Genomic DNA, 26,710 nt, shown 5'->3' with positions numbered 1-26,710 from the left:
GGACTGGCTTGCGAAGTACACCGCGGCTTTTTTCAATATGTCGCGCTCTTCTGTGACGCGTTTCAGCTCCTTTTTGAGGCGACGAATTTCTTCGCTTTCATCAGACTTGGCTTGATGATGAGAAGCATCAGGGCCGTAGCGTTTTATCCACGCATATAGGCTGTGCGTTGTTGTCCCTAAACGATGGGCAACATCCGCGACACGGTGGCCTTTTTCGGTGACCTGCTTTACCGCTTCAATTTTGAATTCTTCTGGAAATCTCTTACCACTCATAAACACCTCTCTGTTAGTCATAATGTCTAACTCAGGGGTGTCTATCAAGTCGGTGGCTATTCACTCTTTATATTTTGGCGGAGTTGTTGGTTACTTAACGAAGCTCAACAATTTCATCTGGTTGTAACGACAATTGGATTTTTGACCCATTCTCGAAGTGCCTTGCCCCGCGACGGTGTGGGTCATCAACCATTAATGTTTGACCGCCCACATCAATGCCGTAGCGCACCAAGTTCCCCAAAAATTCACGATGTTTTACGGTGCCATCCAACAAAATCGCGTTGGGTTTGGTAGCGCTTGATGCAAACTCGAGACTTTGTGGCCTAAATACGAGCGAAATATTCCCCTCCAATTTGCTGTGATAAGGAAAGCAAATCCCCGAACTTGTTTCGAAGATTGAATCGCACTCGGTATGGCGAGTGGCGCCATGGAGCACGTTGGCTGTACCAAGAAAATCCGCAACAAACTTGTTTGAGGGATTGTCGTAGAGCTCCATTGGAGGGCCAACTTGCTGAATCACGCCCTGATCTAAGACTGCAATACGATCAGATATGGTGTTTGCCTCTTCCTGATCGTGGGTAACAAATATGGTGGTTAGGCCAAGCTGACGTTGGAGCTCTAATAAATCTCTTCGCATTTGTTCACGCAAATTTGCATCTAGGTTTGAGAGCGGTTCGTCCAAGAGCAAAACGCGAGGCTCAACCACAACGGTCCGTGCGATAGCCACACGCTGTTGTTGCCCGCCGGATAACTGAGATGGGCGACGTTCCGCGAGGTGATAGAGACCTACAAGGTTGAGGGCGTCGTCCACACGGCTTTTGATTTGGGCTTGTGGAACCTTGCGTTCTTCGAGACCGTATGCAACATTCTGGCGCACTGTCATATGCGGCCAAAGCGCATAACTTTGAAAGACCATCCCTACATTGCGCCGCCAAGGAGGCAGAGCATTAATGTTCTCGTTACCCAACAAAATCTCGCCTTGTGGTTCAGGGCCAAACCCTGCGATTGCCCTAAGTAGCGTTGACTTGCCCGAGCCTGAAGGACCGAGAAAAGCAAAAAACTCACCGGGTTTGATATCAAGATTGATGCCTTTAAGTACCTCGGTTTCGCCAAACGCGAGCGTTAAATTCTGAATGGTAATGCCGACTTGCTGATGACTGTCTAATTGCATGAGTGACTCCTTGTTCTTAGTGCGATTTCTCGCCGTGGGCTTGGCGGGTACGTTCAACGATGGTATGGGACAGGTAAGTGGCTAAACCCACGATGACAACCGCAATGACACCTAACGCAGCGCCAGGACCTCGTCCTGAGGCACTTTGCATGAACAGATAAAGTCCATATGCCAAGGGCGCATCTGATTCTTTTGCTACCAGCATGATGGTGGCTGATAGCTCCACGGCGGCAGTGGCGAAAGCTGTAACAAACCCCGCGAGGATCCCCGCAGCCATCAGCGGTATGACGATTCGGCGAATAGTGGTGGCACGTGTTGCCCCGAGGTTATCGGATGCTTCTTCAAACGACGGACTCACCTGTTGCAGGGCGGCGACGCAAGATCGCAATGCATAGGGCAGGCGGCGAACCGACAGTGCTATAACAATGATCCCCCACCATGTCGCCATGGAGGTGCCGATAATCGGTAATTCAACGTCATAAAACGTGCGCAGATAGCCAATGCCTAGTACGACGCCAGGAACGGCGAGAGCAGCCATTGCGCCGAAATCGAGCCATTTTCTCCCCGCGATTTTGGTGCGCCACACCAAGTAAGCAATTGCGGTTCCTAGGATCACATCGATCAATCCAGCTAAGCCTGCATACAGCAGGGTATTGGTAATAAATTCGGAAGCCTGGGTGATGGCGGTGGTGTAGTGATCAATCGTAAAGGCGTCTGGCAGTGGGCTAAAGCTCCAAATGGTGCCAAAAGAGAGCAGCAATAGTGCAAAGTGTGGAGCGAGTACCAGCATTAAAATCAAGCCGATAACTGCATAACAGCCGACTTTCTCCATAGGGCGAAGCTCACGCTTAGACAAGCCGCCACCGCCTTTTTGACTGGTTGAATAGTCTTTGCCTTTTAATGCTTGAAAGGATACCCAGAGCGCAAACACTGAAAACGCCACCAAAATGACAGAAATGACGTACCCCATCGGATCAGAAATACCGACGGATGAAATACGCAAATAGGCCTGTGGCGCGAGCATGTTGTTTACGTTGAGCAGTAGAGGGGTGCCCAGATCATCGAAGACTTTAACAAAAACCAGCGATGCCCCTGCCACATAACCCGGCATGGCAAGCGGGAACACGATCCTTCTGAATAAGCGAAGGCCCGATGAACCGAGAGATTGGGCGGACTCTTCCATTGAGCGATCAATGTTTTGAAGCGCTGCCGAAAGATTGATGAGAATGAAAGGGAAATAGTGAACACTTTGGACAAAAATAACCCCGTTTAACCCTTCCATGATCGGAATGGTAAAGCCAAAGTATTCGTCCAAGAGCAAATTCATGGTGCCGTTTTCGCCGAATAACAATTGCATGGCAACCGCCCCTATAAAGGGCGGCATGATTAAGGGGACGATACCCAATGTTTGGATGAGTACCGTGCCACGAAATTGAAATCGACTGGTGAAATAGGCGAGTGGCATCGCGATGATTGAAGCAACAATCACCGACATGAACGCGACATAAAATGAATTGAAAAATGACTCTCGGAATAAACTCGAGCCGAAGAAATCTTGAAAATTTACTAAGGTTAATGCGCCGTCCTGATCTTGGAAGGCAACAAAAATCACTTTGATGACGGGCACAAAAAGAAAAATGATAACAAACAGTGCGATGATGATTGCACTGAGGTACAGCGCCCAATCGTCGCGGGCTTTTTTTAACAATCCGGAGAAACTATTCCGTCTCGGTTTGTTCGCTTGGGTAAGAGAAACGCTACGCATTAAAGACTCCATTTTCTAAGGAAAGACCTTCCATGTACTGCGATCTTCCTTAATGCCGCAATGCTCACGGTACTGCGAAAAACACTGCAGTCCCGTGAGTAATGCGAAAGGTCGATGAGGGTTAAAGGATGTCAGACGCTTTTTCGGCGAGCTCTGTCGCGCGCTCGTAATTCGCAATGACTTGGTTATCCCAAGCTTGTTCAATTTCAGCCTGGCGAGCGCCAACTTTGTCTGATGCTTTTTTGCGTTTCTTCGTGAAGATACTGACAAAGTCAGGGTCGGATGCTTGCTCCGCGGTGATAGGTAATGTGTTGATGAGTTGTTTTGCTTCAGCTATCAAGGCGAGGGCTTTTTCATTGCTCGTACCTTTGGCTTTTGCTTCCGCGTCTTGAATGGCTTTCGTGGCGTCGCGCAGTTCGTCTAAACGGTAAGTGATCATGACATCAAACAGGCTGTTTACGACGTTGTAGCGTGACTTTGATAAACCAAGGTCAAAATCGACTGTGCCGAGTTTTTGCCCTGTGAACGGGTTAGGAAAACCTTCCGGGGTGCTTGCATATACCGCTGGGTTAACAGGGAGACGCTGGATTTTCTTGTCGAGGAGGAGTTTTTGCCCTTCTTCGGAAAGAAGAAAATCAATAAATGCACTGGCGGCTTCGTCGTTGGGTGCGTTTTTCACTTTACCGACGTTTGCAGGCACCAATGCCGTGACGGTAGGGTAGTGGAAATCCACCGGAAAGCCCGTTGCTTTGGAAGATAACCCAAAGAAATCGATGACGATACCAACCCCGAATGAGCCACTGTTGACGCCATCAGGCACACCAAAGCTTCGCTCTGTGACCGTTTTGAAGTTACCCGAAATAGACTTAAGGGTGTTCCAACCCTCTTGCCATCCTTCACCTTGCAAAATGGCCTCTACGGTTAAATGGGTGGTACCGGAACGTGAGGGGGCCGACATACCAACATGTTTGTGATAAACGGGCTTTGAAAGGTCTTGCCACTCCTTAGGGATAGGGAGTTTCTTGGCTTTCATATAACGTTCGTTCCACATCATGCCGTAACCCGATAGCGCGAACCCTTTGTAGAAACCATCGGGATCATTGATGGGAAAGGTACCGACTTTTTCGGGAATCCCAGAGACAGAAGATTGGTACATTGCTAAGAGATTGCTGTCCTTGAGCACTTCAAACGCATCTGGTGCAGATGCCCAAAAAATGTCTGACTTATTATTTGACGATGTTTCTTGTAGGTACTTGATGCCTGCAGTGGTTTTCTTAGAAAGCACTTCGACACTGATGTCGGGATACTTTTTCTCGAAGGCTGATTTATACACGTCGGTAACGTCGTTCGGGAAAGACGTCACGATGACGAGATTTTTATCTGACATTGCAAACACTTGGCTACTGGTGAAGGCGAGTATCAACATACTTGCCAGCGTTGATACCTTACGACCTATGGTCAGTCCTTGATGTGGCTTGTTCTGCATAAAGCACTCCATTTTTTCCTGAGGGTAGGAGAATTCCTGTGTCCCAAAAGAGGTATTACAAATGGCGTGCCATAAGTGGAAGTGGGTAAAGTCCATTAATTACAATGGCTTATTTTTCCTGTTGGTTCTGGGATAGGTCAATTGAAGGTTAATGTGATCAATGAATAGGTCATTAATGACCTATTCATTTTGATGGTCATTCAGCGCTTTCTTCGTCATTGTTTAAATAATTATCCTTTTTAATCCCGTACTTCTTCATTCTGAGGTAAAGGGTTTTCCTAGGAATGTCCAAATGTTCTGCTGCCTCTCCAATGTGCCCTTTGCATAACAGGAGCATATGGTGAAGCACGGACAATTCAAACTGCGCCAATTGATGAGACAAGCTTTGGCATGATGCGGGGTTGCCAGTGAAAATGAGGTCAGAAATTCCCAATACGATTCTGTCTGATTCATTCATGAGCTCTCTGACATTACCCGGCCAGTCATGAATCATAAGGTGTTGAAAGTGCACGGAGGTGAGAGGTGGGGCCTTTTGCCCGAGTCGCTGCTCTGCTTCGTGAATAAAATGACTCAATAGCAGAGGAATATCGGTTTTACGTTCCCTGAGTGGTGGGATGTCAATCGATGCAACATTGAGCCGATAGTACAAATCCTGCCGAAAAGCTTCTCGTTGTGATAATGCAAAGAGATCACCTTTCGCCGCAGCGAGTACCTTAAGATCAACGCGAACCGTCTGGTTGCTGCCTACGCGTTCCAGTTCTCCTTCTTGTAGGACGCGAAGCAGACGAATTTGTGCCGATAATGGCATGCTTTCAATTTCATCGAGGAACAGGGTGCCGCCTGATGCATGTTCAATTTTGCCAATGCGTTTTTTGCTTGCTCCCGTAAAGCTGCCAGCTTCATGGCCAAATAGTTCAGATTCAATTAAGTTCTCAGGCATGGCCCCGCAGTTTATTGCGACAAAGGGTTTTTCTTTTCGCACTGATTCGTTGTGCAATGCCCTGGCGACCTTTTCCTTGCCTGTGCCTGTTTCGCCATTGATAACAATGTTCACGTCAGCATTGGCCAGCGTGATCAAGCGCTGTTTGAGTTTCTGCATGGCGTCAGATTGGCCGATCAATACCTCGTCGAGAGAAACGTGTTGGGGTGTATTTTGACGAAGTCTGCGGTTTTCGAGTGTGAGTAGGCGGTGTTGCATCGCCTTTGTGGTGAGGCCGAGCAAGTGTTCGGGGCGCAGCGGCTTTTCTACGAAATCAAATGCACCAAGCTTTATGCACGCCAATGCGGTTTCTATATCTGCATGGCCTGAAATCAGAATGACGGGTAATTCTGCGTCCAGTTGTTGTAAATGTTTGAGAAAAGTTATGCCATCCATATTTGGCATACGAATGTCGGAGATAACCACACAATGGCTGTTGTACTGGAGTGTGGGCAACGCTTGATCAGCCGATGAAAATGCTGTGACACTAAAATCTTGTAATTCCAATATCTCGGTAAGGCTTTCTCTTAATGCCGTGTCATCTTCGACCAATACTACACTGGCTTGAGACATAAAATGACCTCCGTTCCTTGGCCCAATTTGGATTGAATAGTGATGCTACCGCCAAAATCCTGAATGATGTTATGGGTGATGGACATGCCTAACCCAAGTCCATCACCGACGTCTTTTGTGGTAAAAAACGGCTCGAAAACCTGTGAGTGCGATGACGCATCCATTCCGCATCCGTTATCTGATATATGAATGACCTGATACGTTGTTGTGCTCCCAATACGTATGTTTATCTGCGGTGAAAAGGTTTCTGTCTGTTGGCGGGATGCAATGGCATCGATGCAGTTGCTGAGCAAGTTGACAAAAACCTGTTCAAGGCGAATATCGTTTGCAGAAACGTAGAGGTTGTCTGGCACATCGATATCAACCCAATGCTCAGGCAGTGTCCCGCTAAACAGGTCAAGGGCATTTTTCAATACTGTGACGACGTGAGTGGGCTGCGTTACGTCGTCTGTTTTCCGTGCAAACGATTTTAAGTGCTGGCACAGATTTGTCGCGCGATCTGTAATTTGGTTAATGCGAAAAAGCTTTTCTTTCGCTTCTGGGAGCCGACTCTTTTCAATGTATTGCTCGACCAGGTAGGTGTTCGAACGAATCGCGGTGAGCGGTTGGCTAAACTCATGAACGATCCCGGATGTAAGTTGCCCTAATACCGCGAGCTTGGCGGCTTGCACCAATTCTTCCTGCGTGTCTTTCAGGGTTTGTTCAGCCTGTTTGCGTTGCAGGATCTCGTCGGTAAGTTGCTGGTTCTTCTCTTCCAGCATGCGGGTGTTATCTCTGACTTGCTGCGCTTGTTCGTTGAAGATATTGGTGGCGTTGGCCAATGAACTGACCTCGTCTTTGCCTGAAATCGCGATGGGAGGCTGCAATTCACCATTGGCAAGGTGTCGCATGCTTCGTAGCACGTGTGATAGTCGATTTAATACTTGGTTTCTAAGATACCCACCCACGATTAACGTCAGAATGACAATACCGATTAAGGTGAAGTTTAACTGTCGACCACTATTTTCGATGACACGTCCAAGTTCTTCCGCCGTGTCAGCATTTTGTTGTTCAGCAAAAGACACGGCGTCTTTGATGATTAGCCTGACATTGCCTATAAATGCTTGGTTTTCAGAAAGTAAAAGCTGGTTTTTTTTATCCAACGTTAACACTTCCAAGCTTTGCGCGATGGCGTTCCCTGGGCCGGACGTTAGCTCATCAACTTGCTCGGCTATTTGGCGGATGGTCACTGTGCTTGGAAGCGAGGCAAGAGAGAGTATTTGTCGATTCACTTCTAACAGGGTTTCGTCAATCACACTCTGCGCCGTGAGGATGTCATTTTTGTCAGAAAACAAAGAAACCCGCTGAAGCAGATCAAGCACCAAGTTCACATCGGCTTCCAGCTTTAGCAATTGTGACTGCGCATTTGATGCTAGACGCAGTGCGCGAAACTCGCGTTCAGACAAGGTCTGTTGCTGCGCCAATTTTTCAAGCAGCAGATTCATGTTGTACTGGCTTTCTGTCGTCAACGGTGTGACTTCCTCTACGAAATCAATTTGAAGCCAGTGCAGTTGTTGTCGACGTTGCCTTTGAATCGCTTGAATTTTTAGTTTGGTTTCTGTGTTCCGATAAATGCTCTCAATGTTTTCTGACAGCCGCTGGAGAAGTAATGAGAACTCTGTACTGCGTCGGCTCACCGCACTTGAATCAGCGAGGAGGGCGAGTTTAGGTAATGAGTTAGTGAGACTGTCTTGGGCGCGATGCAGTGCTTCTTCACTTTTAGCCAGCGCCAGATTGGTTGCATCAGTGGTAATGACGCCGCCAATTTGCGCAACTTTCGCGGCGGAGACAAGGATTGGGAGTTGTTCATCAATTAATGACTGCGAGCGGTTTGCTAAATGCTGAAATGACACGGAATTGGATAATACGACCCCACCTGACAGCAAGCTTAGCAGGACAAATAAGCCAAAGATGCGGGTGGCAATACTGTGCCGTTTCTTCATTCGACATCCTTGTAAAGCAATGCATCCAACCCTGCATTTGCGTCCGTCAGGTTTCGATGCAGTTGTTGTCGCCAAGTCTCAGTAAGAGATTGAAAGCTCGCGGTGTATTTTTTATTGGCATCAAGGACATTGTTAAACTTCTCATCCGATGCACCTTCATTATGTACGGGCATTTGTGTTGCTTGTTGGTAGATGGCGTTCAGTGATTTACGGTCTTTGACTGAGAGTGCTTGTGTATTGATCAGCGCCCATTTTTGCCAAAAACTGTGCAATTCAGGCAAGCGGTTTGTCACCACTTCATCAAAGAGTGCGTTTACCGTTTGATAGCGTATTGCCGACAGGAAGGGGTCAAATACTGGCGTTGGCATCGTTGATGCGATGGCGCGTCCTTGCTCAAGGGTGATGCGATTAACATTGGGCAAAGAAAGTAGGCTTTGCCCTTGATTAGAGAGCAGAAAGTCCACAAATACCTGACTCGAAGTAGATTGGTTTTCTCTATTTGTCATGGCGATTTGCGCAGGGATTAACGGGGTATTCGGCACTGGTTGGAATCCAACTGGGTACCCCTCTGCAACGGCACTGCGATAGAAAAAATCGACAACTGGTCCCACGGTGAATCGTTGTTTTATGACACCTTCTCTCACGCCGAAGCTTCTCGCCGTGACCGTGGCAAGGTTTCCTCCCAATTGATTGAGGTATGCCCAACCTTTTTCCCAGCCATATTGTTGAAGGATGATTTCGATAAGTAGGTGGTTTGTGCCAGATCGCGAAGGGGCGCTAATGGCAATTTGATCAATGAAGTTGGGATGCAAAAGATCTTCCCATCTATTGGGTGCAGATATCCCCAATGATTGAAGTTTTTCTTGGTGCCAGAAAAAACCAAATTGAGACCAAGCAAACGTGAGTGGTTGTTGAATGGCGCCACTGGCTTTTAAGGTTGCCATCGCATCTGATGATGACATCCATACCATGTCTGCAAATGGAGATCGGCGTTGATTGAGGTGCTGAATAAGTGCGGGCGTTTTCTTGTTTAATACCCGAAGTGAAATATCAGGGTGTGTGCGCTCAAAAGCCTGTTTGATCGGTGTGTAAAAACTTTCAGGGAACGAAGTGAGGATCACTATGGTCGATGTTGCATTGACTGGGTTAGCCCCGTTGCTTGCCTGAGCTGTGCCAATAATCAACAACGACAGAAAGAACACACGAATTGGATACCACATGAAAACACTCCAAACCACACCTGCATTTAGTATCTTTAAGATTGTAAAATTTAACAAAAAAGAAACGTAAAGTTGTGAGGTGCTGAATTGTGTCGGCCCATTGATTGGCGTGGAAGTGTGGTGTAAAAAACGAAACGATTCTCAGTGTGAGAACCGTTTGCTTCTTTTATTGTTGCTTATTTTGACGTTACTCCACGGCGCTAGCCGCTTACTAGGTTGGGCAACCAGAGTGTCAATGATGGGAAGAACGCAATGATGAACACGCCGACGACTGAAGCCAACACGAAGGGGTGAATGCGTGCGGTGATCTGTTCAACCGTTGAGCCGCCAATCCCTGATGCCACAAATATGTTCTCCCCCAATGGCGGTGTGGCAAAGCCAATCGACAAGGTACAAACAATCACGATGCCAACATGGGTTGGGTCAGCACCCAACATATACATGATGGGCAGTAGCACTGGCACGATGATCATAATGGCGGCAAGGGTTTCCATGAACATGCCAATGAACAGCAATAACATGATGGTTAATGCCCATACCAAATACATATTGTCCGTCACGCTCAATAACGCATCAGCAACATGAACTGGAATACGCTGCTCTATTAACAAGCGACCAAATACCGTGGCGGCGAACAAAATCAGCAGCACTCGACCTGTTATCCACGTGGTGGTGGTGAGGGATTTCAGCACGTTTTTGAACTTCAATTCTTTGTGCAGGAAAAAGCCAACAAACAGGGAGTAGAAAATAGCCACCACCGCGGATTCTGTCGGCGTGAAGATGCCGCTGTAGATGCCGCCGAGGATCAGAAAAGGGGCTAGAATTGACCAAATGCCGCGTCGAAGAGATGCATTAATGTCATCCGTTGACCAGGCTTCAATCAACCCCTTATAGCCACGCTTTTTCGAGATGACGTAATTGGTAATGAGTAGGGTGGATGCCATGATCAACCCTGGTATCACCCCTGCAATAAACAGCTTTGGAATAGAGACAGTATCAAACTGCCCATGCAAGGCGATGGCCTCTGGCGGTGCCATGAGCCCCATGGCGGCGATGCCGAAAATCACGATTGGAATTGAGGGGGGAATGATAATGCCTAAGCCACCACTGGCTGCTGTTACGGCAGATGCATAACTGGGTTCATATTCGCGTTTCACCATGGCAGGGATCATCAACATGCCCACCGCTGCAGTGGTTGCTGGGCCTGAGCCTGAAATTGCGCCGAAGAACAGGCATGCAAAAACCGTTGCTGCACCAAGACCGCCAGTAACAGGACCGGCCATGTTTTCGGCAATGTCCACAAGCCGTTTGGAAATACCAGACGCTTCCATGAGCGCACCAGCAAGCACAAACGACGGCAGCGCCATGAGCGGGAAGTTACCCACGGAGGTAAAGGCGATTTGTACGAGGGCGATGGGGTTTTTATCTAAAATCAAATAGGCTGCCATCGCTGCGCCAGCCAATGACACGGTAATGGGCGCACCAAGTATCAATAGTGCTAAGAAACCGCCAAATAAGATGAGCGTTAAATAGGCTTCCATGGCAATTTCCTCCTTGTTTTGTGGCTATGAGTGGGATTCACCGTTTTTGGCATCATTTTCATTTCTTTCACGCTGAAGCTTTCTGATTTCTTCTGCTTCAGGATCGTCATGCTCTACGCCTTTAATGCGGTCAATCATGTTCCAGAGAATGCGAATCGACATAAGAAAGAAAGCGATAGGTAAGATAAGGTAGAAATACTTCATCGGAATACCTGTTGTTTGTGACTTCCAGAACAGGTTCATTTTATTGAAAACAAAGTCATAGCTTAGATACACAAAGTAGAGGTTAAACGCTATCCACAAGAGATCTGCGATGGTTTCGCACACGGTTTTTACCACGGGTGGGAAGAACTTAAAGTGAAAACTAACGCGATTGTGGGCAGACATTTTGGCGGCAACAACCGCACCTAAATACGTAAACCAAACGAACAGATACGTCGCGACCTCATCGCCCCACGGGATTGAGTATTGAAAGAATTGACGTAGCAGGATTTGAGAAAACAGAAGCGTGACAAACACGGCCAATAACAAACAACAGGTGTATTCCTCGATTCTGTTTAGGTGGTTTCGCACCTTAACGATCACAGACATGGCTTTCTCGAACTTCAAGTATTGAATAGTGACCCGCACCAAGAACGGGGTGCGGGTTGAGGTAGGCGTGATCAGTTATCGACATCATGGTCGAACTGTCGTGACAGCATCAACAGCGTGTTTGGCTGCTGATGCTCGCCAACGCATTTATCTGCCGAGCAGGTTTAAGGCGTTATCCAGCTTTTCTTTACCGCCAATGCTCTCGTAGAACTTCGGCCAAACCACCGTTGTAATGCTGTCGATCCATTCCTTTTCGTTGTTCGCAGGCTCAGTGATCTCCATGCCTTTCGCCGCAAGGTCTTTCTTTATACGGTCTTCGGTGGCAAGTAAGAACTCATAGCTATGCTCGGTAGCGGCTTGGCCCGCTTCCAAAATGGCTTTCTGAATCTCAGGGGATTGCTCTTGGAAAACGGCTTCGCTGACAATGAGTGGTTCAAGGGAGAAGATGTAGCGAATGTTGGTGACGTATTTCTGTACTTCGTTGAATTTCATTGCAGCAATGGTGATGTAGGGATTGTCTTGTCCATCCACCACGCCTTGTTGAAGTCCAGTAAATGTTTCAGACCACGCCATGGGTGTTGGGTTCACGCCGAGTGCTTGATAAGACGCAATCATGATTTCATTGCGGGGTACGCGAATGACCATGCCTTTCAAATCTTCAGGGGTTCTGACCGGGCGCTTCGAATTGGTCAGCACACGAAAACCAGAATACGCCCAACCGACAATGCGTACACCCGCATCGCGCAGGGTGTTGTCCACCAACTCTTTACCAATGTCGCCTTGCGTAAGCAGCTTTGCTTCCGCCGCGGACTGGATGACATAAGGCATGGTGAGCAAGCCGACTGTCGGAGAGAAGGGAGTGACGTTATTGATCGCCAGTACAGAAAAATCCAATAAACCAATGGCGGCATTGTTTACTGTGTCTTGCTCTGTGCCGAGTTGCCCGTTGGGGAATAAATCGACAGTCACCTTACCATCTGTTTTTTCCTTGAGCGTCTCGGCGAAGGTTTCGCCAAGCTCCCATTGTGTGCCGCCTGCGGCGTCACCTAATGCCATTTTAAATGTCTTCGCCGCGAGTTGCGGAGAGAGAAATGCTACGCAAACTGCGGAGACGATTGCGAGTACATTGCGTCTAATAAGTTTCATGCTTACAACCTCTTGAGTGAATGAACTATCTTCATTTTTCTAGGGCGTTGCAGTCCGAAATATGTCGGGCTGATCTTACTATCTCTGTGTGTTCAGCTCTTTTGGGCCGCGCTCATGGCGGTCTTTATGGCTGTGATTTTATTAGCGCAATAAATCGAAAAAATGTGTCTAAAAGTGATGTGTCACATCAGAATCAATGAAGAAATAAATAACGAAATCCGTGTGCGTTTCTCGTCGCTCGCGACGCGCTAAATGATTTCGTCTTTTAGGTGATACCAACGATACAGAAACCGCTGACCCATTCGACGGAACGGGGCGAGGTATTCAGATTCGATGATGTTTTGAACGTTGGGATAGGGCAGTCGAGATTGAAAAATAGGCAAATTCAATTCGGACTTATCGCCTGCAATCCATTGGGCTAAACGCTTACCTGCTTGAGCGGAATACATCACACCATTGCCGCCGTAACCGAGTGCGTAGTAGATGCTTTCGTTTTCGTTGGGTTGGACGATTCTCGGCATCATGTCATGACTGACATCCACCCAGCCCCACCAGGAGTAATCCAGTGTGATGCCTTTCAGTGCGGGAAATTTCCGCACCATATCGGCATAGAGTTTGTTTTCGTATTGCTGCTTGGGCGCGTCATAACCGGTAATCGAACTGCGAGAACCAATCTGCACGCGGTTATCGGGCAACAAACGGTAGTAGTGGCGAAGCACCCGTGTGTCTGTAAGCACTTGGGTTGTGTTGAAATTGCAGGCGTCGATTTCTGCGGGCGTCAGTGGTCTTGTCACGATGGAATTGGACAAAATAGGCAGAAGACGGTTTTTGACTTCAGCATGCAACCCTTGTGACGTATAACCGCCTGTGGCTAAACCAACTGCACGTGCCTTTACTACGCCGTTGGGCGTATTCAAATAGTGAATGCCTTGCTGCGTTTTCCAGCTGGTGACGGGGCTAGAAGGGTGGACCTTCACACCCAATGCACGGGCTTTCTTCAAGTAACCAAACGCGAGCTTTGCTGGGTGAACGCCAATCCCTTCCGGCTCATGCATCGCGCCGGCGGCTTCGTTGTCATTCACGAATTGACGCTTGAAGGTATCGGCATCAATGATCTGCGCATCATAATTGAAGGTGTCGCGAAGCAGTTTGGCTTCTTTCTCCAGCGATGGCATGACTTTGCTCCGGTGTGCAATATAGAAATGCCCACCGGGCTGGGGATCGCAATCAATGTCTTTGATCAGCGATTTGAAGGTTTCCATGCCATCCATACACTCTTCGTGCATTTTGATGGCGGTATCAACGCCCCAACGTTGAATCCATTGTGAGCGCTTTAGTCGCCCAGATGCGCATTGTGCTTGCCCACCGTTTCGAGTGCTGCAGCCCCAGCTGGTGCGGTTTGCTTCCAGCACGGTCGCTTTAATGCCGTAGTTTTCAGCCAGAAAAATCGCGGCGGTCAATCCAGTAAACCCGGAACCAACAATGACCACGTCGACATCCATGTCACCCGTCACAGGGCCATCATCTTCAGGAGCCGGACCCGCCGTGCCAATCCAATACGTCGGGGCATATTCACGGCCATTTCCCGGCGTCTGGTCAACAAGGGGATCATACGCGGGGTCATAGGCACGGGATGCTGGGGTAGCGAGAAATGTATTCTCATTGTCGACAGCTGGTTGTTTGGTGATGGCTGAATCCATGACTCGCTCCTTGTTCATTCTTCAGGTTATTTGTGTTTACACCTTGGCCGTTATGACATGGCCTTTAACGAAACAGCCGTTTACGTAGCCGTTTTTTACGTTGCCTTTTACTATGTTGCGCTTCACTGCGTTGCTATTTACTAAACCGTCCAAAGTCGAATTGTCACTTACAAAGCGGGACGATCTTTTCTGAATGCGTTTTTTACGAGTATCTTGCCGTCCTTAAAGGTGAATACATCTACCATACGCGCTTCGATGCGGCTTCCATCTGGCTTGGTCGCACAAAACGTGGATTCGGTGATGGCCTTATTACCGTGCATTATCGTGTGCTCTGCGTCCTTCCATGCGACATCTGGGAAGGTTTTCCACACTTGTTCAAACGCCTCACGCACCGCATCTTGACCTGAAATGGTATTACCTTGAAGGCCACTGCCTGCAGCGGTAAGAAAGACACAATCCGGCGCCATAAAAGACATAAGAGCATCGACATCGTGGTTGTTCCATGCCGCTGAAAAAGCGTCGAGAAATTCAAGCGTCGTGGCGGATTGCGTGTCTGGGGGCGCGACGTTAGTCATGCTAAAACTCCTTTTTAGAGAGGGTGAAAATACCGTTTAGTTGGCTGTGAAAAGCGTGTCGAGGCGATGTTGAAAGAAGACATCGCTCTCGACCCGCTTAGATGGCCTTAGCCTTACACGTAGTCTTTGTATTTATCGAGGAAACGCACGGGTGTCGACAGTGCATCACGGCGGAACGGGTCACCCAATTCTTGTGTACACATGATTTCAATGACCGTGGTTTTGCCTTCGTTCATCTGTTTGTCGATGGCAGATTGAAGGGCTGGGCCAACGTCTTCTAGACGATCGACGGTGACGCCTTCTGCGCCCATTGCGCGGGCAATTTCTGCAAAACTTTCGTTATCAAGTTCACCGGCAACGAAGCGACGGTTGTAGAAATCGACCTGATTTTTCTTCTCAGCACCCCATTGGCGGTTATGGAACACAACGGCTGTCACGGGAATGTTGTGACGCACGCAGGTCATGGTTTCCATCAAGCTCATGCCCCACGCACCATCGCCTGCGTAAGAAACTGCAGGGCGCTCTGGCGCTGCCATTTTTGCGCCAATGATGGTCGGAAAGGCGTAACCACAGTTCCCAAAGCTCATGGCCGCAAAGAAGCTGCGTGGTTTTTCAAAGCGCAGATAGCTGTTGGCAATGGAGTTAATGTTACCAATGTCGGTAGAAACCATAACGTCTTCAGGCATGGCTTTTTCAAGTTCGCGCAGTACTTGGCGCGGGTGAAGGTATTCACCGCCAGAGAATGGCGTTTCCTTGGCATTTTGATCAATCATGTCGAGGCTGAATGCATCTTTTTCATGCGTCCACTCGTCCAGCTCTTTCTCCCACGCATCCTGTTCTTGCTTCATCACCGCGATACGTTCTGCGGTATTCGCATCACAGGCGAGGGTGCGTCCGGTTAGGCGCTCAGTCAGTGCGACGGCAGCCGCTTTGGCATCGCCACAAATGCCGACAGAAATCTTCTTCACAAGGCCAAGCATTTTGTGGTCAGCATCGATTTGAATGATCTTGGCTGTTTTCGGCCAGTAATCGAGCCCGTGTTGAGGCAAGGTGCCGAACGGGCCTAAACGAGAGCCGAGTGCAATCACCACATCGGCTTGCGCCAACAGTTTCATCGCCGCTTTCGACCCTTGGTAGCCCAGTGGGCCACACCAATGAGGGTGTGATGCGGGGAAGGAGTCATTGTGTAGGTAGCTGTTTACGACGGGCGCGCCGAGACGTTCTGCGAGCGCCTTACATTCTTCAAGGCCGTCAGCCATCACAACGCCACCACCAGAGATGATCACGGGGAATTTGGCTTCGGCAAGAATATCTGCCGCTTCATTCAAGCTATTTTCACCGCCAGGACCGCGATCGAGTCGGGCGGGTTTTGGAATTTCGCACGTCACTTCGCCATAGAAATAATCGCGAGGAATGTTCAATTGGGTTGGGCCCATTTCACTCATGGCGCGGTCAAAACATCGGCCTGTGTATTCAGCCATGCGAGAAGGGTGCGTGACGTGGCCTTGGTATTTGGTGAATTCTTGGAACATGGGGAGTTGATTACATTCTTGAAAGCCGCCGAGTCCCATTGTGGTGGTGCCTGTTTCTGGCGTCACGATGACAACAGGGCTGTGTGCCCAGTATGCCGCAGCAATGGCTGTCACACAGTTACTGATGCCGGGGCCATTTTGGCCAATAACGACGCCATGATTGCCTGAAACTCGTGAGTATCCGTCGGCCATGTGCGCAGCACCTTGCTCGTGCACAACAGGGATCATGCGAATGCCTGCTGGCGCGAATATGTCCATGGCATCCATAAATGCAGAACCCATGATGCCGAACATGGTAGTGACATTGTTCGCCACCAAGGTTTCTACGAACGCCTCAGAAGGGGTCATCTTGGTTGGGCCTTCAACGACGGAACGCATCGCTTTCTCACTCATAGTTCTCTCCTTGAAATATTTCGTTAAATGGAATTAAATGTTTCGTATAACGGAATATTGATAAAAACTAGACGGAAGAAAACCTGTCGTCAACATAAAATTAACAAAGCGGAATGCTTTATTTGATTCGTCAGATTTTTGAGAAAACGAAAAACGCGATGGCATAAAAGGGCGAAATCTTCTTGCCGTCAGACGAGAAAAGACTGTGCTGTCAATCAGTTCGCTGAACCCTATTCAGGCGGAAAGACATGCAAAGGGAGAAAAATATGGAAACGGAAATGATGGGCATACCAGACATTGAGGTTTGTGTTCGCGACATGTTTGGTATCGACAGTGATTTACGTGTGCCAGCTTATTCCACACCCACAGAATTTGTGCCCGATATTGACCCTAAATACGTTTTTAACCCCGAGGTGACGTTGGCGATTTTGGCGGGTTTTTCTCATAACCGACGGACATTGGTGCAGGGTATGCACGGCACGGGTAAATCGACGCACATTGAGCAAGTGGCGGCACGATTAAATTGGCCATGTTTGCGGATAAACCTCGATGGTCACATTAGCCGCCTCGACCTAGTGGGGAAGGATACCTTGGTCCTTCGAGACGGCAAACAAGTGACGGAGTTTCAAGATGGTTTACTGCCATGGTCGGTGACGCGGCCGATAGCACTTGTTTTGGATGAATACGATGCGGGTCGACCTGACGTGATGTTTGTTATTCAGCGTTTGTTGGAGAAAGAGGGCAAGCTCACCTTGAGTGACAAAAACCGGGTGCTGACGCCGCATGCGGCTTTCCGATTGTTCGCGACGGCAAACACCGTGGGTTTGGGGAATCTGCAGGGGTTGTATCACGGGACACACGCGTTAAATCATGCGCAAATTGACCGTTGGAATCTTGTCGTCACGTTGAATTATCTTGCGCCTGAACGCGAAGCGGCCATTGTGTTGTCCCGAGTGCCAACTAAAAACACGGAACAAGGACAACGACTTGTGTCTCAAATGGTGGCGCTTGCGAATTTAACACGTCGAGCGTTCGCGAACGGCGATACCTCTACCCTGATGTCGCCAAGAACGGTGATTATGTGGGCGGAAAACCACCAACTCTTTCCTGATGTTCGACTCGCTTTTCGTCTGACGTTTCTGAACAAATGCGATGAGTCAGAATGGCCTGTGTTCAATGAGCTTTATCAGCGTTGTTTCGATGAAGAATTGATCGTCCAAAGTCCGCTGTTCGATTCCCAATCTTCTGGTACAGATACAGGCACAAGAGCTTAGCGATGGCAGAGACTCAAACTTCAACTCAACCGCGTTTTACTGTGCTGCAACAGCGCATGCGTGCATTGTCTTCAGCGGCGCTGCGTGCAGAAGTTGGTGATGGCGGTTTACACCTCAAAGCTGGCCAGCTTTACCGTGATACGGTTTTTGTACCTATCACTGCCTCCCATCTTCAGGCTCAAGATCTGGATACTGATTTCAAGGCTCAACGTGGGCGCATTGATGCTATCGCGTCGCGGCTGGTGTTGAGTGATAAGGCGTTGCATCAGTCACTTAAACCTGAAGATCCGATTGCTCGCATGCTGTTTGATTTGCTTGAGCAGTATCGAACAGAAGCGGTGTTCAGTGTCACGTCTCCCATTGGTGTTCAGCGAAATATTAGATATCGATTTGATGCGTGGTGTGCATTATCAACATGCTCAGGGCTCACAGAATCACGACTTGGGATTTTGCTTTTCACCGTCATTCAAATGGTGCGAACACGTCTGTTTGCGACGCCCATTGCTGACGATTTCGAAGACATGATAGAAGCGACGCGAGCGGGTATTGCCCCCTTGATTGGTGAAAGCCTTGCCGGCCTTCGTCGGTGCACATATTCACAGAGAGATTACGCAGTTCATGCACTCAAGCTCGCGCAAACCATCGCTGACATGATTCATCAGAGCCAAGAAGAGACAGATGAGGAATCTGAATCTGAGCGTGCGATCAATGAGTTTGCTTTGCTACTCGAAGACGAGGTTGCCTTGTCGGAAGACGCAATGATTGCATTAGGTGAAGTCAGTACCGCATTTCAACAGCATCATGGCCACTATCAAGTGTTTACGCGGGAATTTGATACAGAAGTGGATGCGTCGAGCTTAGTTCGATCGGCACAGCTTGATGAATTTCGTATCCAACTCGATAAACAATTTCAAACACTGGGTATTAATTGTCGAGAAATCGCGCGGAAACTGGCGCGATATCTCAGTCATCCTCAACGCGACGGCTGGCAGTTTGGGGAAGAGGAAGGGCATATCGATGGACGACGATTGGCGCAGATTGTCACGTCGCCCATGGAAACACGGTTGTTCATGAAAGAACGATACGTGATCAAACCCGACAGCATGGTCACTCTGCTGATTGATTGCTCTGGTTCAATGCGTCAACACATAGAAAATATCACTTTGCTGGTGGACGGATTGGTACGCTCTCTCGGTTTAGCGGGCATTCCAAGTGAGGTGCTTGGCTTTACGACGAACGCGTGGAATGGCGGAAAGCCTCACCAAAAATGGTTGGCAACGGGCAGACCTGCATTACCGGGTCGGCTCAATGAAGTATGTCACTTGGTGTTTAAAGATGCCGATATGCACTGGCGTCAGGGACGAAAAAATATCGCGGCATTGATGAAAGCAGATCTTTTCCGCGAAGGCATTGATGGTGAAGCGGTTGAATGGGCGTGTAACCGAATGCAAAAGGTTGATGTGTCACGACGCGCGTTGCTTGTTATCTCGGACGGTTGCCCAATGGATTCGGCAACCAACCTCACAAATGATGCGTTTTATCTCGATAATCATTTGATAAGTGTGGTTGAACAACGAGAGAAGCTTGGCGATATCATCATGGGGCTTGGCATCGGGTTGGATTTAAGCCGTTACTACCGAAACAGCCTTGCCTTAGACATAGCGCACCCTCCACATCATCGATTGTTGATCGACATCGTGGCGCTAATCGCGGCATCAATGAAGAGAGTGTCAATCCGATAATTGTGGAGAGAGCGACAGCGCATTGAGCGAAATGCGTAGATATATGCGCACTTTTTTCTGCGTTCGTGATGTTTTCAATAAAATATCAGAACGAATTGTTCTATTATTATGAGTGTCGTTGCAGCCAAAGCGGCTTTTAACAACTCTGTTTCAATTTTTAACAGTGAAAGTTGTTATTTATTTTGATTTTGATATACAGGTATATCCCTCGCGTTTTCAGAACGTTTGGGTATATACCGCAGAGGAAATCATAAGAATGAAGAACATAGAACAGCCTGATTTGGCGAAGGTAGATGGAGATACGCCAACATTGCGCTTGTTTGCTTTGTTGGAATTGATCGCTGGTAAGGACGAGTTTTTCTCTTTGCAAGGTTTAGCCGAAGAAACGGGCATTCCAAAACCCACACTCCACCGTATGCTGCAACAGCTTGAAAGTGCAGCCATTGTGCAACGAGATGGCGATGAACGTCATTACAGCACGGGTACGCGTTTACGCCGCTTATCAGAAAATGTGCTGCTAAATTCCACCACGCACAGTGCAAGACATCAGGTGTTAAACCAATTGCGTGAAGAAGTCGGGGAGAGTTGTAACCTGACATCTCTGTCTGGGGGCGAGATTGTTTATGTTGATCGCGTTGAAACTGAAGCGCCACTTCGCTTTCATTTGCACGCGGGTTCTCGGGTGCCGGTTCACTGCTCGGCAACGGGGAAACTGTTTCTCGCAAGCATGACGCCGTCACAGCGTCGCCGTATTCTGGATAACGTAGAACTGAGTGCATTTACTGAGAAAACACTCACAGACGTCGATGCGTTAGAAACTGAGCTAGAAAACGTACGCTTGTGTGGCTATGCCATCGATAACGAGGAATTTCTGCCGGGTTTGCTTTGTGTTGCTGTCTTGGTGCCTTCAACGCGAGGTCGTTCAAACCTTGCTGTTGCGATTCAAGCGCCCATCATGCGTCTCAAAGCGGAACAAGCATTACATTTCCTTCCTGCGCTTCAGCGTGCCTCCCAAGCGTTGGCAAAAATTGAAGCTGAAAGTTGGGATAATGCTGGCTGAGTGCTGAGTATGTTCAAGTCAAAACAAAATGGCCCTGAAGGGGCCATTTTTTATGTGTGAGTATTGGGTGCTGAGACCTTAACGAAGCAACGTGTCAGCAAGGGACAGTAGCTTGGGAAGGGCGATGCTGCTCGTTGAGGCAATCTCTCGCTGTTCATCCAATACCGCTTGTAAGATCTCTCTTGTGGTCAATGGATTGGCTAACACCACACGGAATACGTTGGTGGTACGCCTATCCCACTGACTCGGCGTCAAACACGTGCGCGATACAAATGAGTGTCCGGCCTCACGCTGTCGCTTTTGAATAAAGATGGTTAAGTCGTTTAGCAACGTATGAATGGCATCGACGTGTTCGGGAGACGCGACGTTTAACGCCGCTTTCACCGTCGGTGGCACATAGCGGTACGTCATCAAACACAATTCTGGGGCGCTCACCAATTCAAAGTCATTCTGCGCTTCCACAAGGTCTGCAAAGTAAGCGGCCTTTTCGATACTTTGATCGATCAAAAGCTCATAACCTTGGCGTCCAATGATGTTGAAGCTGGCAAACAACAACATTGCCATGCCGCTGCGAGAACCTTCAAGGGTGTGGCTGCCGAGGTCTTTTGAGCCTTTCCGCAATATATAGTCGGCGTGATGCTCAATGGCAGACACCAACGCGGGGTCTTTGAACAACACCATGCCAGCCCCCATGGGCACATACAGTTGTTTATGGGCGTCAATGGTGACCGAATCAGCGCGCTCTATGCCTTTGAGTTTTGGTCGCTGATTATTCGACATCAAACTCGCACCGCCCCACGCGGCATCAACATGAAAATGCATGCCTTCACGCTCGGCAATGTCAGCCATGTGATCAAGCGGGTCGATGTTGCCCGTTTCTGTTGTGCCTGCCACACCAACAAGGGCGAAAGGTTTGATGTTTTTCGCTTTAAGCTCGACGATTTTTTCGCTCAGTTTCTCAAGGCAAATTCGGTTGTTTTCATCGGTTGGGATGGCAACTAAAGATTCTCGACCAATGCCCAACACGTCCGCGGACTTCTTGAGGGAATAATGGCCACGTTCGGACACCAGGATCACCAAATCTTCATAGCCATAATGACGCATGGCGCGGAACAAACCTTCTTCCGCCACACCGTTGAAATCGCCTTCAGCTTTGAGTGCACTGTTTCTTGCGACCCAAAGGGCGGTGATATTGGCAATAGTGCCGCCTGAGCAAAATGCACCAAGCGAATGGGCAGCACTGTGCATCCAGCTTTGGTAGAAATCCTCATTACGCTGGTAAATCAGATTGTGCAACATGCCCAGAACTTGGCGTTCAAGGGGCGTAAAGGCTTTTGATGTTTCGATTTTCACTGTGTTCTGATTCAACGCGATCATGATTTTGGAAAGCGGCATCAGGAAGTAGGGCAATGCTGACGTCATGTGGCCGATAAAGCGCGGTGACGATGTATGCACAGATTGCGCGACCAATTTTTCTAACAAGAATGCTGTGTGGTCGGAAACAAACGTGGGCGCATCGGGGATCGTTGGGTTATTAAAATCCTTTTCGATCTCCGTGAGGGAGCAATCTGTGGCTGCTATGTGGTCTTGCAGGAATCGATTTAGGTTTTGAGAGATGGCGTGTTCGATCTCGCCTAGGGTCGAATTCGGTGCTTCAGGCACTGTAAAAATGCGATGTAGGCTCTCCAGTGTTGCTTCTGCCTGTTTAATCTTAACCATCCGGGTACTTTTCTGAAGATTGATGTGCATGATTTACACGATGTTTTCGCAAGATACAACATCGGGTGAGGACAAAGCCAGATTCGTGGGGCACATCGAGGAATTATTGGGGTGTTTTGTGTTCAAACCGCGAGTCTATCAGGCAGTGCGACATCGCTCTGCCTGATACGGGATTGTACCGTTAAGACTTATCACATGCTGTTTCAGCAAGCGACAGCATTTCAGCGTTGTATTTTTGAAGCGGCACTTCGATTTCTTTCGGGTTGCTTAACAGGTCAGCAAGGGCAGAACGCAGGTCGTAATTACCTTCATGCGCTTTACCTTGGCGGAATGCGAAAACCGTTTTTGCCGATTCTGCCAGTTCGCCGGTCGAACCACTCAACGCTTTTACGTCCTCTTGCGAAAGGCTCAGCCATGATTCAACAGGCGCATCAAAATTTAGCTTACTCGGGTCATTAATAACATAGTAATCAAATGCTTTTTGATTAAAGGTGAAATGGTTACGGCGGCCTTCAAGAAACCATTCGGCAACACCTTCCAGTTTTTGGTCTTTCTGAATGGTTAAATCAACCAAGCTTTCGTACCAAGAAATCGAGGCATCAACGTAATTGTGGTATTTATTCGTGGCGCAAGTCATGTCCATGTCGTTGATGTCTTTCGCGACAGCAATTCCAGGGATCATAGTGGCTAAAAGAATCAAGGCTGAACGACGCATTACGCAAATCCTTTTTGGTCGAGAGTTATCGTCAAAGAAGTTGCTGACGAATTTATTTTTATGGTTGCAATGGTAATGGTAGTGATAACTGATTGAAAACGAAAATTTCACGAATAGAAAGGTGAGTGTCACAATCCCCGTGATTTCACTGCCATCTCAATAAAAATGAGCGCTAGAGGAGAATACATACACAAACAGCCTCATACATTTATTTAAGGGATCCTTTGTATATTTTGGGTTAATCGTTTTGGTTATGCCCATAAAAAAACGCCTTTCCGCGCGAACAGAAAGGCGTTGTTGTTTGTTTGACTGACTATCGGGTTGGCAGACGCTTTTCCGTGTCTTTGTCGAACAAGTGAATGTTGCTCTCAGAAATGGTCAGCGGCAGTGTCGCGTTATCTTCTATTTTCACGTGGCCTTCAACGCGCAACGTCATTTCATGTGTTGTGCCTGCCAACACACCATAGATTAGAAGATCGGCGCCGAGTGATTCGGTTAACGTTACCGTCATGCTGATCATCTTTTCATCTGGGTTATCTGTGATTTGCAGGTGCTCAGGGCGCAGACCGGCAACGACATCTCTCACTTCCGTGTTCGTGGTCGGTAAGGTTTCACCATTATCGAAAACGATGCGGCCACCATCCAGTTTTGCAGGGATGATGTTCATTGATGGGCTGCCGATGAAGGTGGCGACGAACAGAGATTGTGGCTCGTCATACACCTCTAGCGGTGAGCCTATTTGCTCTACATCACCACCATTGAGCACCACGAGGCGATCCGCCAATGTCATGGCTTCGACTTGATCATGTGTAACGTAAACCGCGGTTGTATTGAGGTTTCGTTGCAGCTTTTTGATTTCAAGGCGCATTTGGACACGCAACTTAGCATCAAGGTTCGACAGGGGTTCATCGAACAGGAATGCTTTAGGACGACGCACAATCGCGCGACCCATCGCAACGCGCTGACGTTGACCGCCAGACAACTGCGAAGGGCGACGTTTGAGCAGATGGTCGAGCTCGAGCATTTGTGCAACGTCGTTGACTGTCTTTTCAATTTCGTCTTTCGGTACACCACGGTTACGCAAACCGTAGGCCATGTTATTGAAGACGGTCATGTGCGGGTACAGTGCGTAATTCTGGAACACCATGGCGATGTCACGCTCACCGGGTTCGCGTTCATTTACGCGTTGTTCATCAATAGAAAGTGTTCCGCCAGAAATGGTTTCCAAGCCGGCAATCATGCGCAATAAGGTTGATTTTCCGCAGCCACTAGGGCCGACGAGAACAATCATTTCACCATCGTTGATGGCGAGATCAACACCATGAATTGCTTTGAACCCATTGGGGTACACTTTACTGATCTGATCGAGTGTTACTGTTGCCATTCACGCATCCTCTGTGTGAAAGTTTTCTATCTACCGGATAATTGGTGTTTATTTTTCTGTTTCTACAAGACCTTTCACGAAGAGTCTTTGCATACCAAGTACCACTAATACGGGGGGCACCATCGCCATCAGCGTGGTTGCCATCACTCTGTTCCATTCCACTTCGCCATCACCGACTGCTAGCATGCGCTGAATACTCATTACGATGGTGTAGTAGTTATCATCAGTGGTGATCAACAGTGGCCAGAGGTACTGGTTCCAACCGTAGATAAAGGTGATAACAAACAAGGCTGCGATGTTAGTGCGTGAAAGCGGAAGCAAAATATCAAAGAAGAACTTGATAGGGCCTGCGCCGTCAATTCGCGCCGCTTCGAGCAGTTCACCAGGCACGGTTAAGAAGAACTGCCGGAACAAGAAGGTGGCGGTTGCACTCGCAATCAGAGGAATGGTTAATCCTGACATGGTGTTAAGCATGCTGAGATCAGCAATGACCTGAAATGTCGGCATGATCCGTACTTCAACAGGCAGCATGAGGGTCATGAAAATCACCCAAAACGCCAACATACGGCCAGGAAAACGGAAATACACCACGGCATAGGCTGACAGGATGGAGATCGACAACTTGCCGAAGGCAATGCCCAGCGCCATTAAGGTCGAGTTCCACAACATGCCCGCAACCGTGATATCAAGCTCACGCGATGTGCCTTCGGTGAAGACTTCAATGAACACATCAAGGCCACGGTCGCCAAACCATAGCGGTGTCATGCCACTGACGAATTCTTTGCTGTCGTGCGTTGCGGCCGTTAATGCCAGCCATACAGGCAGCGCGACAATCAGTACACCGACAATAAGCACAAAATGGCTGAAAAAGGTGAGTAGGGGTCGTCTTTCTACCATCAGTAAGCCACCTTCTTCTCAACGTAACGGAACTGAATCACGGTCAAAATACCCACCAAGATCATGAGCAGAACAGACTGTGCAGCGGAGGAGCCTAGGTTCAAGCCAACAAAGCCATCTGAGTACACCTTATACACCAAGGTGGTGGTTGAACTGCCTGGGCCGCCTTGTGTCATTGCGTGGATAACGCCAAAGGTATCGAAGAAGGCGTAAACCAAATTGATAACCAACAAGAAGAAGGATGTGGGTGACAGCAGCGGGAAGATGATAGTGAAGAAGCGTTTTGCTGGGCCTGCTCCGTCAATGGCGCCTGCTTCAATCAATGAACGTGGAATAGATTGAAGGCCTGCCAAGAAAAACAGGAAGTTGTAACTGATCTGCTTCCATGTGGCTGCAATGACCACCATGGTCATGCCGTGACTGCCATTGATGAAGGGGTTCCATTCCACCCCCATGGCAGAAAGCGCATGGGCAAGCACGCCAACGGTAGGGTTGAACATGAACAACCAAAGGACACCAGCAACGGCTGGGGCGACCGCGTAAGGCCAAATTAATAGGGTTTTATAGGTAGTTGCGCCTTTGATGACATGGTCAGCCATGACGGCCAGCAACAAAGAGACACTTAGCGCGAGCACGGCGACAGCGAAGCTGAAGAATAGTGTGGTGCCAAAGGTTTCAAAATACGTGCTGTCTTCAAACAGCTCGAAGAAATTACTAAGCCCAACAAATTCAGTGTTTAAACCAAAAGGGTCTTCTAGCAAGGTTGATTGCCAAACTGCTTGTCCCGCAGGCCACAAAAAGAACACAAAGGTGATGATTAATTGCGGAGCGAGGAGCATGAGTGGCAGTAGGGTGTTTTGGAAAACGGGTTTGTTATCCATAAGCTATCTGCATCTCTTCCTTGAAGGAGGGGGGCGGACCCGCCCTCCGTCTGATTACTTATTTTTAGCCAAACTAAGAACTGACGTTGTTATAAGTTCAACGTTACGTTC

General features: G+C 48.4%; 20 protein-coding genes and 1 pseudogene. 3 read left to right on the top strand and 18 right to left on the bottom strand.

Annotated elements, in window-relative coordinates; genetic code table 11:
- From BM082_RS20545 to xsc, 13 genes and pseudogenes are all read right to left on the bottom strand, one after another.
- A pseudogene (locus tag BM082_RS20545) lies at positions 1 to 273 on the bottom strand (transposase); the annotation flags it as partial.
- A 94-nt stretch (positions 274 to 367) separates the two neighbouring features.
- Positions 368 to 1,444 (bottom strand): ABC transporter ATP-binding protein, encoded by a 1,077-nt coding sequence (locus BM082_RS20540; protein ID WP_017009988.1) that lies wholly within the window; start codon positions 1,442 to 1,444, stop codon positions 368 to 370.
- Positions 1,445 to 1,460: 16 nt separating this feature from the next.
- Entirely contained in the window at positions 1,461 to 3,209 is a 1,749-nt protein-coding gene (locus tag BM082_RS20535; protein WP_074928428.1) for an ABC transporter permease, read from the bottom strand.
- A gap of 121 nt (positions 3,210 to 3,330) precedes the next feature.
- The gene (locus tag BM082_RS20530) at positions 3,331 to 4,695 is read right to left on the bottom strand and encodes an ABC transporter substrate-binding protein (protein ID WP_074928425.1); all 1,365 of its coding nucleotides are present in this window, start codon (positions 4,693 to 4,695) and stop codon (positions 3,331 to 3,333) included.
- Between the two features lie 196 nt (positions 4,696 to 4,891).
- Positions 4,892 to 6,247, bottom strand: coding sequence for a sigma-54-dependent transcriptional regulator (locus tag BM082_RS20525; RefSeq protein WP_074928423.1), 1,356 nt, complete (start codon positions 6,245 to 6,247; stop codon positions 4,892 to 4,894).
- Positions 6,229 to 8,229, bottom strand: a complete 2,001-nt coding sequence (locus BM082_RS20520) for an ATP-binding protein (RefSeq protein ID WP_074928420.1) — start codon at positions 8,227 to 8,229, stop codon at positions 6,229 to 6,231. The genes BM082_RS20525 and BM082_RS20520 overlap by 19 nt, the downstream gene beginning before the upstream one ends.
- On the bottom strand, positions 8,226 to 9,449 hold the full coding sequence (locus BM082_RS20515) for an ABC transporter substrate-binding protein (protein ID WP_017017576.1): 1,224 nt from the start codon (positions 9,447 to 9,449) through the stop codon (positions 8,226 to 8,228). The genes BM082_RS20520 and BM082_RS20515 overlap by 4 nt, the downstream gene beginning before the upstream one ends.
- 200 nt (positions 9,450 to 9,649) lie before the next feature.
- Complete coding sequence (locus BM082_RS20510; protein WP_074928418.1) at positions 9,650 to 10,990, bottom strand: TRAP transporter large permease; 1,341 nt, start codon at positions 10,988 to 10,990, stop codon at positions 9,650 to 9,652.
- Positions 10,991 to 11,014: 24 nt separating this feature from the next.
- A complete protein-coding gene (locus tag BM082_RS20505; protein ID WP_074928416.1) occupies positions 11,015 to 11,581 on the bottom strand; it encodes a TRAP transporter small permease in 567 nt (188 codons plus the stop codon).
- A gap of 147 nt (positions 11,582 to 11,728) precedes the next feature.
- A complete protein-coding gene (locus tag BM082_RS20500; protein ID WP_026024529.1) occupies positions 11,729 to 12,727 on the bottom strand; it encodes a TRAP transporter substrate-binding protein in 999 nt (332 codons plus the stop codon).
- Between the two features lie 248 nt (positions 12,728 to 12,975).
- Positions 12,976 to 14,427 carry an NAD(P)/FAD-dependent oxidoreductase gene (locus BM082_RS20495; RefSeq protein WP_017009417.1) on the bottom strand — a complete coding sequence of 484 codons (1,452 nt, stop codon included), beginning with the start codon at positions 14,425 to 14,427 and terminating at the stop codon, positions 12,976 to 12,978.
- 167 nt (positions 14,428 to 14,594) lie between these two features.
- Positions 14,595 to 15,002, bottom strand: coding sequence for a nuclear transport factor 2 family protein (locus BM082_RS20490; RefSeq protein ID WP_017009418.1), 408 nt, complete (start codon positions 15,000 to 15,002; stop codon positions 14,595 to 14,597).
- A 113-nt stretch (positions 15,003 to 15,115) separates the two neighbouring features.
- Entirely contained in the window at positions 15,116 to 16,927 is a 1,812-nt protein-coding gene (xsc, locus tag BM082_RS20485) for a sulfoacetaldehyde acetyltransferase (RefSeq protein WP_017009419.1), read from the bottom strand.
- Between the two features lie 266 nt (positions 16,928 to 17,193).
- Between xsc and BM082_RS20480 the strand changes: the two genes are divergently transcribed.
- The 3 genes from BM082_RS20480 (at position 17,194) to BM082_RS20470 (ending at position 21,003) form a co-directional block, all read left to right on the top strand.
- A complete protein-coding gene (locus BM082_RS20480) occupies positions 17,194 to 18,201 on the top strand; it encodes an AAA family ATPase (RefSeq protein ID WP_017013754.1) in 1,008 nt (335 codons plus the stop codon).
- Positions 18,202 to 18,203: 2 nt separating this feature from the next.
- Positions 18,204 to 19,943, top strand: a complete 1,740-nt coding sequence (locus tag BM082_RS20475) for a cobaltochelatase CobT-related protein (RefSeq protein WP_074928414.1) — start codon at positions 18,204 to 18,206, stop codon at positions 19,941 to 19,943.
- A 256-nt stretch (positions 19,944 to 20,199) separates the two neighbouring features.
- Entirely contained in the window at positions 20,200 to 21,003 is an 804-nt protein-coding gene (locus BM082_RS20470) for an IclR family transcriptional regulator (protein WP_017009422.1), read from the top strand.
- A gap of 78 nt (positions 21,004 to 21,081) precedes the next feature.
- Here BM082_RS20470 and panP read toward each other — a convergent pair whose 3' ends face one another.
- From panP to ugpA, 5 genes are all read right to left on the bottom strand, one after another.
- Complete coding sequence (gene panP, locus BM082_RS20465) at positions 21,082 to 22,722, bottom strand: pyridoxal-dependent aspartate 1-decarboxylase PanP (protein WP_074928412.1); 1,641 nt, start codon at positions 22,720 to 22,722, stop codon at positions 21,082 to 21,084.
- Positions 22,723 to 22,903: 181 nt separating this feature from the next.
- Positions 22,904 to 23,437, bottom strand: a complete 534-nt coding sequence (locus BM082_RS20460; protein ID WP_017013751.1) for a hypothetical protein — start codon at positions 23,435 to 23,437, stop codon at positions 22,904 to 22,906.
- 313 nt (positions 23,438 to 23,750) lie between these two features.
- Entirely contained in the window at positions 23,751 to 24,821 is a 1,071-nt protein-coding gene (gene ugpC / locus BM082_RS20455; RefSeq protein ID WP_017009425.1) for a sn-glycerol-3-phosphate ABC transporter ATP-binding protein UgpC, read from the bottom strand.
- Between the two features lie 48 nt (positions 24,822 to 24,869).
- On the bottom strand, positions 24,870 to 25,718 hold the full coding sequence (ugpE, locus tag BM082_RS20450) for a sn-glycerol-3-phosphate ABC transporter permease UgpE (RefSeq protein WP_017009426.1): 849 nt from the start codon (positions 25,716 to 25,718) through the stop codon (positions 24,870 to 24,872).
- On the bottom strand, positions 25,718 to 26,599 hold the full coding sequence (gene ugpA / locus BM082_RS20445; RefSeq protein ID WP_017009427.1) for a sn-glycerol-3-phosphate ABC transporter permease UgpA: 882 nt from the start codon (positions 26,597 to 26,599) through the stop codon (positions 25,718 to 25,720). Before ugpA ends, ugpE begins: the two co-directional genes overlap by 1 nt.
- Positions 26,600 to 26,710 lie beyond the last annotated feature (111 nt).

The sequence above is a fragment of the Enterovibrio norvegicus DSM 15893 genome, assembly GCF_900115495.1.
GTDB lineage: Bacteria > Pseudomonadota > Gammaproteobacteria > Enterobacterales > Vibrionaceae > Enterovibrio > Enterovibrio norvegicus.
The sequence above is the reverse complement of the archived record's forward strand: the minus strand, read 5'-3'. Positions and strand labels throughout refer to the sequence as shown.

What these genes read in the sequence shown, in the direction of transcription:
- BM082_RS20540 (WP_017009988.1), bottom strand. Translation starts at nt 1,444, where the DNA reads ATGCAATTAGACAGTCATCAGCAAGTCGGCATTACCATTCAGAATTTA.
- BM082_RS20535 (WP_074928428.1), bottom strand. Translation starts at nt 3,209, where the DNA reads ATGCGTAGCGTTTCTCTTACCCAAGCGAACAAACCGAGACGGAATAGT.
- BM082_RS20530 (WP_074928425.1), bottom strand. Translation starts at nt 4,695, where the DNA reads ATGCAGAACAAGCCACATCAAGGACTGACCATAGGTCGTAAGGTATCA.
- BM082_RS20525 (WP_074928423.1), bottom strand. Translation starts at nt 6,247, where the DNA reads ATGTCTCAAGCCAGTGTAGTATTGGTCGAAGATGACACGGCATTAAGA.
- BM082_RS20520 (WP_074928420.1), bottom strand. Translation starts at nt 8,229, where the DNA reads ATGAAGAAACGGCACAGTATTGCCACCCGCATCTTTGGCTTATTTGTC.
- BM082_RS20515 (WP_017017576.1), bottom strand. Translation starts at nt 9,449, where the DNA reads ATGTGGTATCCAATTCGTGTGTTCTTTCTGTCGTTGTTGATTATTGGC.
- BM082_RS20510 (WP_074928418.1), bottom strand. Translation starts at nt 10,990, where the DNA reads ATGGAAGCCTATTTAACGCTCATCTTATTTGGCGGTTTCTTAGCACTA.
- BM082_RS20505 (WP_074928416.1), bottom strand. Translation starts at nt 11,581, where the DNA reads ATGTCTGTGATCGTTAAGGTGCGAAACCACCTAAACAGAATCGAGGAA.
- BM082_RS20500 (WP_026024529.1), bottom strand. Translation starts at nt 12,727, where the DNA reads ATGAAACTTATTAGACGCAATGTACTCGCAATCGTCTCCGCAGTTTGC.
- BM082_RS20495 (WP_017009417.1), bottom strand. Translation starts at nt 14,427, where the DNA reads ATGGATTCAGCCATCACCAAACAACCAGCTGTCGACAATGAGAATACA.
- BM082_RS20490 (WP_017009418.1), bottom strand. Translation starts at nt 15,002, where the DNA reads ATGACTAACGTCGCGCCCCCAGACACGCAATCCGCCACGACGCTTGAA.
- xsc (WP_017009419.1), bottom strand. Translation starts at nt 16,927, where the DNA reads ATGAGTGAGAAAGCGATGCGTTCCGTCGTTGAAGGCCCAACCAAGATG.
- BM082_RS20480 (WP_017013754.1), top strand. Translation starts at nt 17,194, where the DNA reads ATGGAAACGGAAATGATGGGCATACCAGACATTGAGGTTTGTGTTCGC.
- BM082_RS20475 (WP_074928414.1), top strand. Translation starts at nt 18,204, where the DNA reads ATGGCAGAGACTCAAACTTCAACTCAACCGCGTTTTACTGTGCTGCAA.
- BM082_RS20470 (WP_017009422.1), top strand. Translation starts at nt 20,200, where the DNA reads ATGAAGAACATAGAACAGCCTGATTTGGCGAAGGTAGATGGAGATACG.
- panP (WP_074928412.1), bottom strand. Translation starts at nt 22,722, where the DNA reads ATGGTTAAGATTAAACAGGCAGAAGCAACACTGGAGAGCCTACATCGC.
- BM082_RS20460 (WP_017013751.1), bottom strand. Translation starts at nt 23,437, where the DNA reads ATGCGTCGTTCAGCCTTGATTCTTTTAGCCACTATGATCCCTGGAATT.
- ugpC (WP_017009425.1), bottom strand. Translation starts at nt 24,821, where the DNA reads ATGGCAACAGTAACACTCGATCAGATCAGTAAAGTGTACCCCAATGGG.
- ugpE (WP_017009426.1), bottom strand. Translation starts at nt 25,718, where the DNA reads ATGGTAGAAAGACGACCCCTACTCACCTTTTTCAGCCATTTTGTGCTT.
- ugpA (WP_017009427.1), bottom strand. Translation starts at nt 26,599, where the DNA reads ATGGATAACAAACCCGTTTTCCAAAACACCCTACTGCCACTCATGCTC.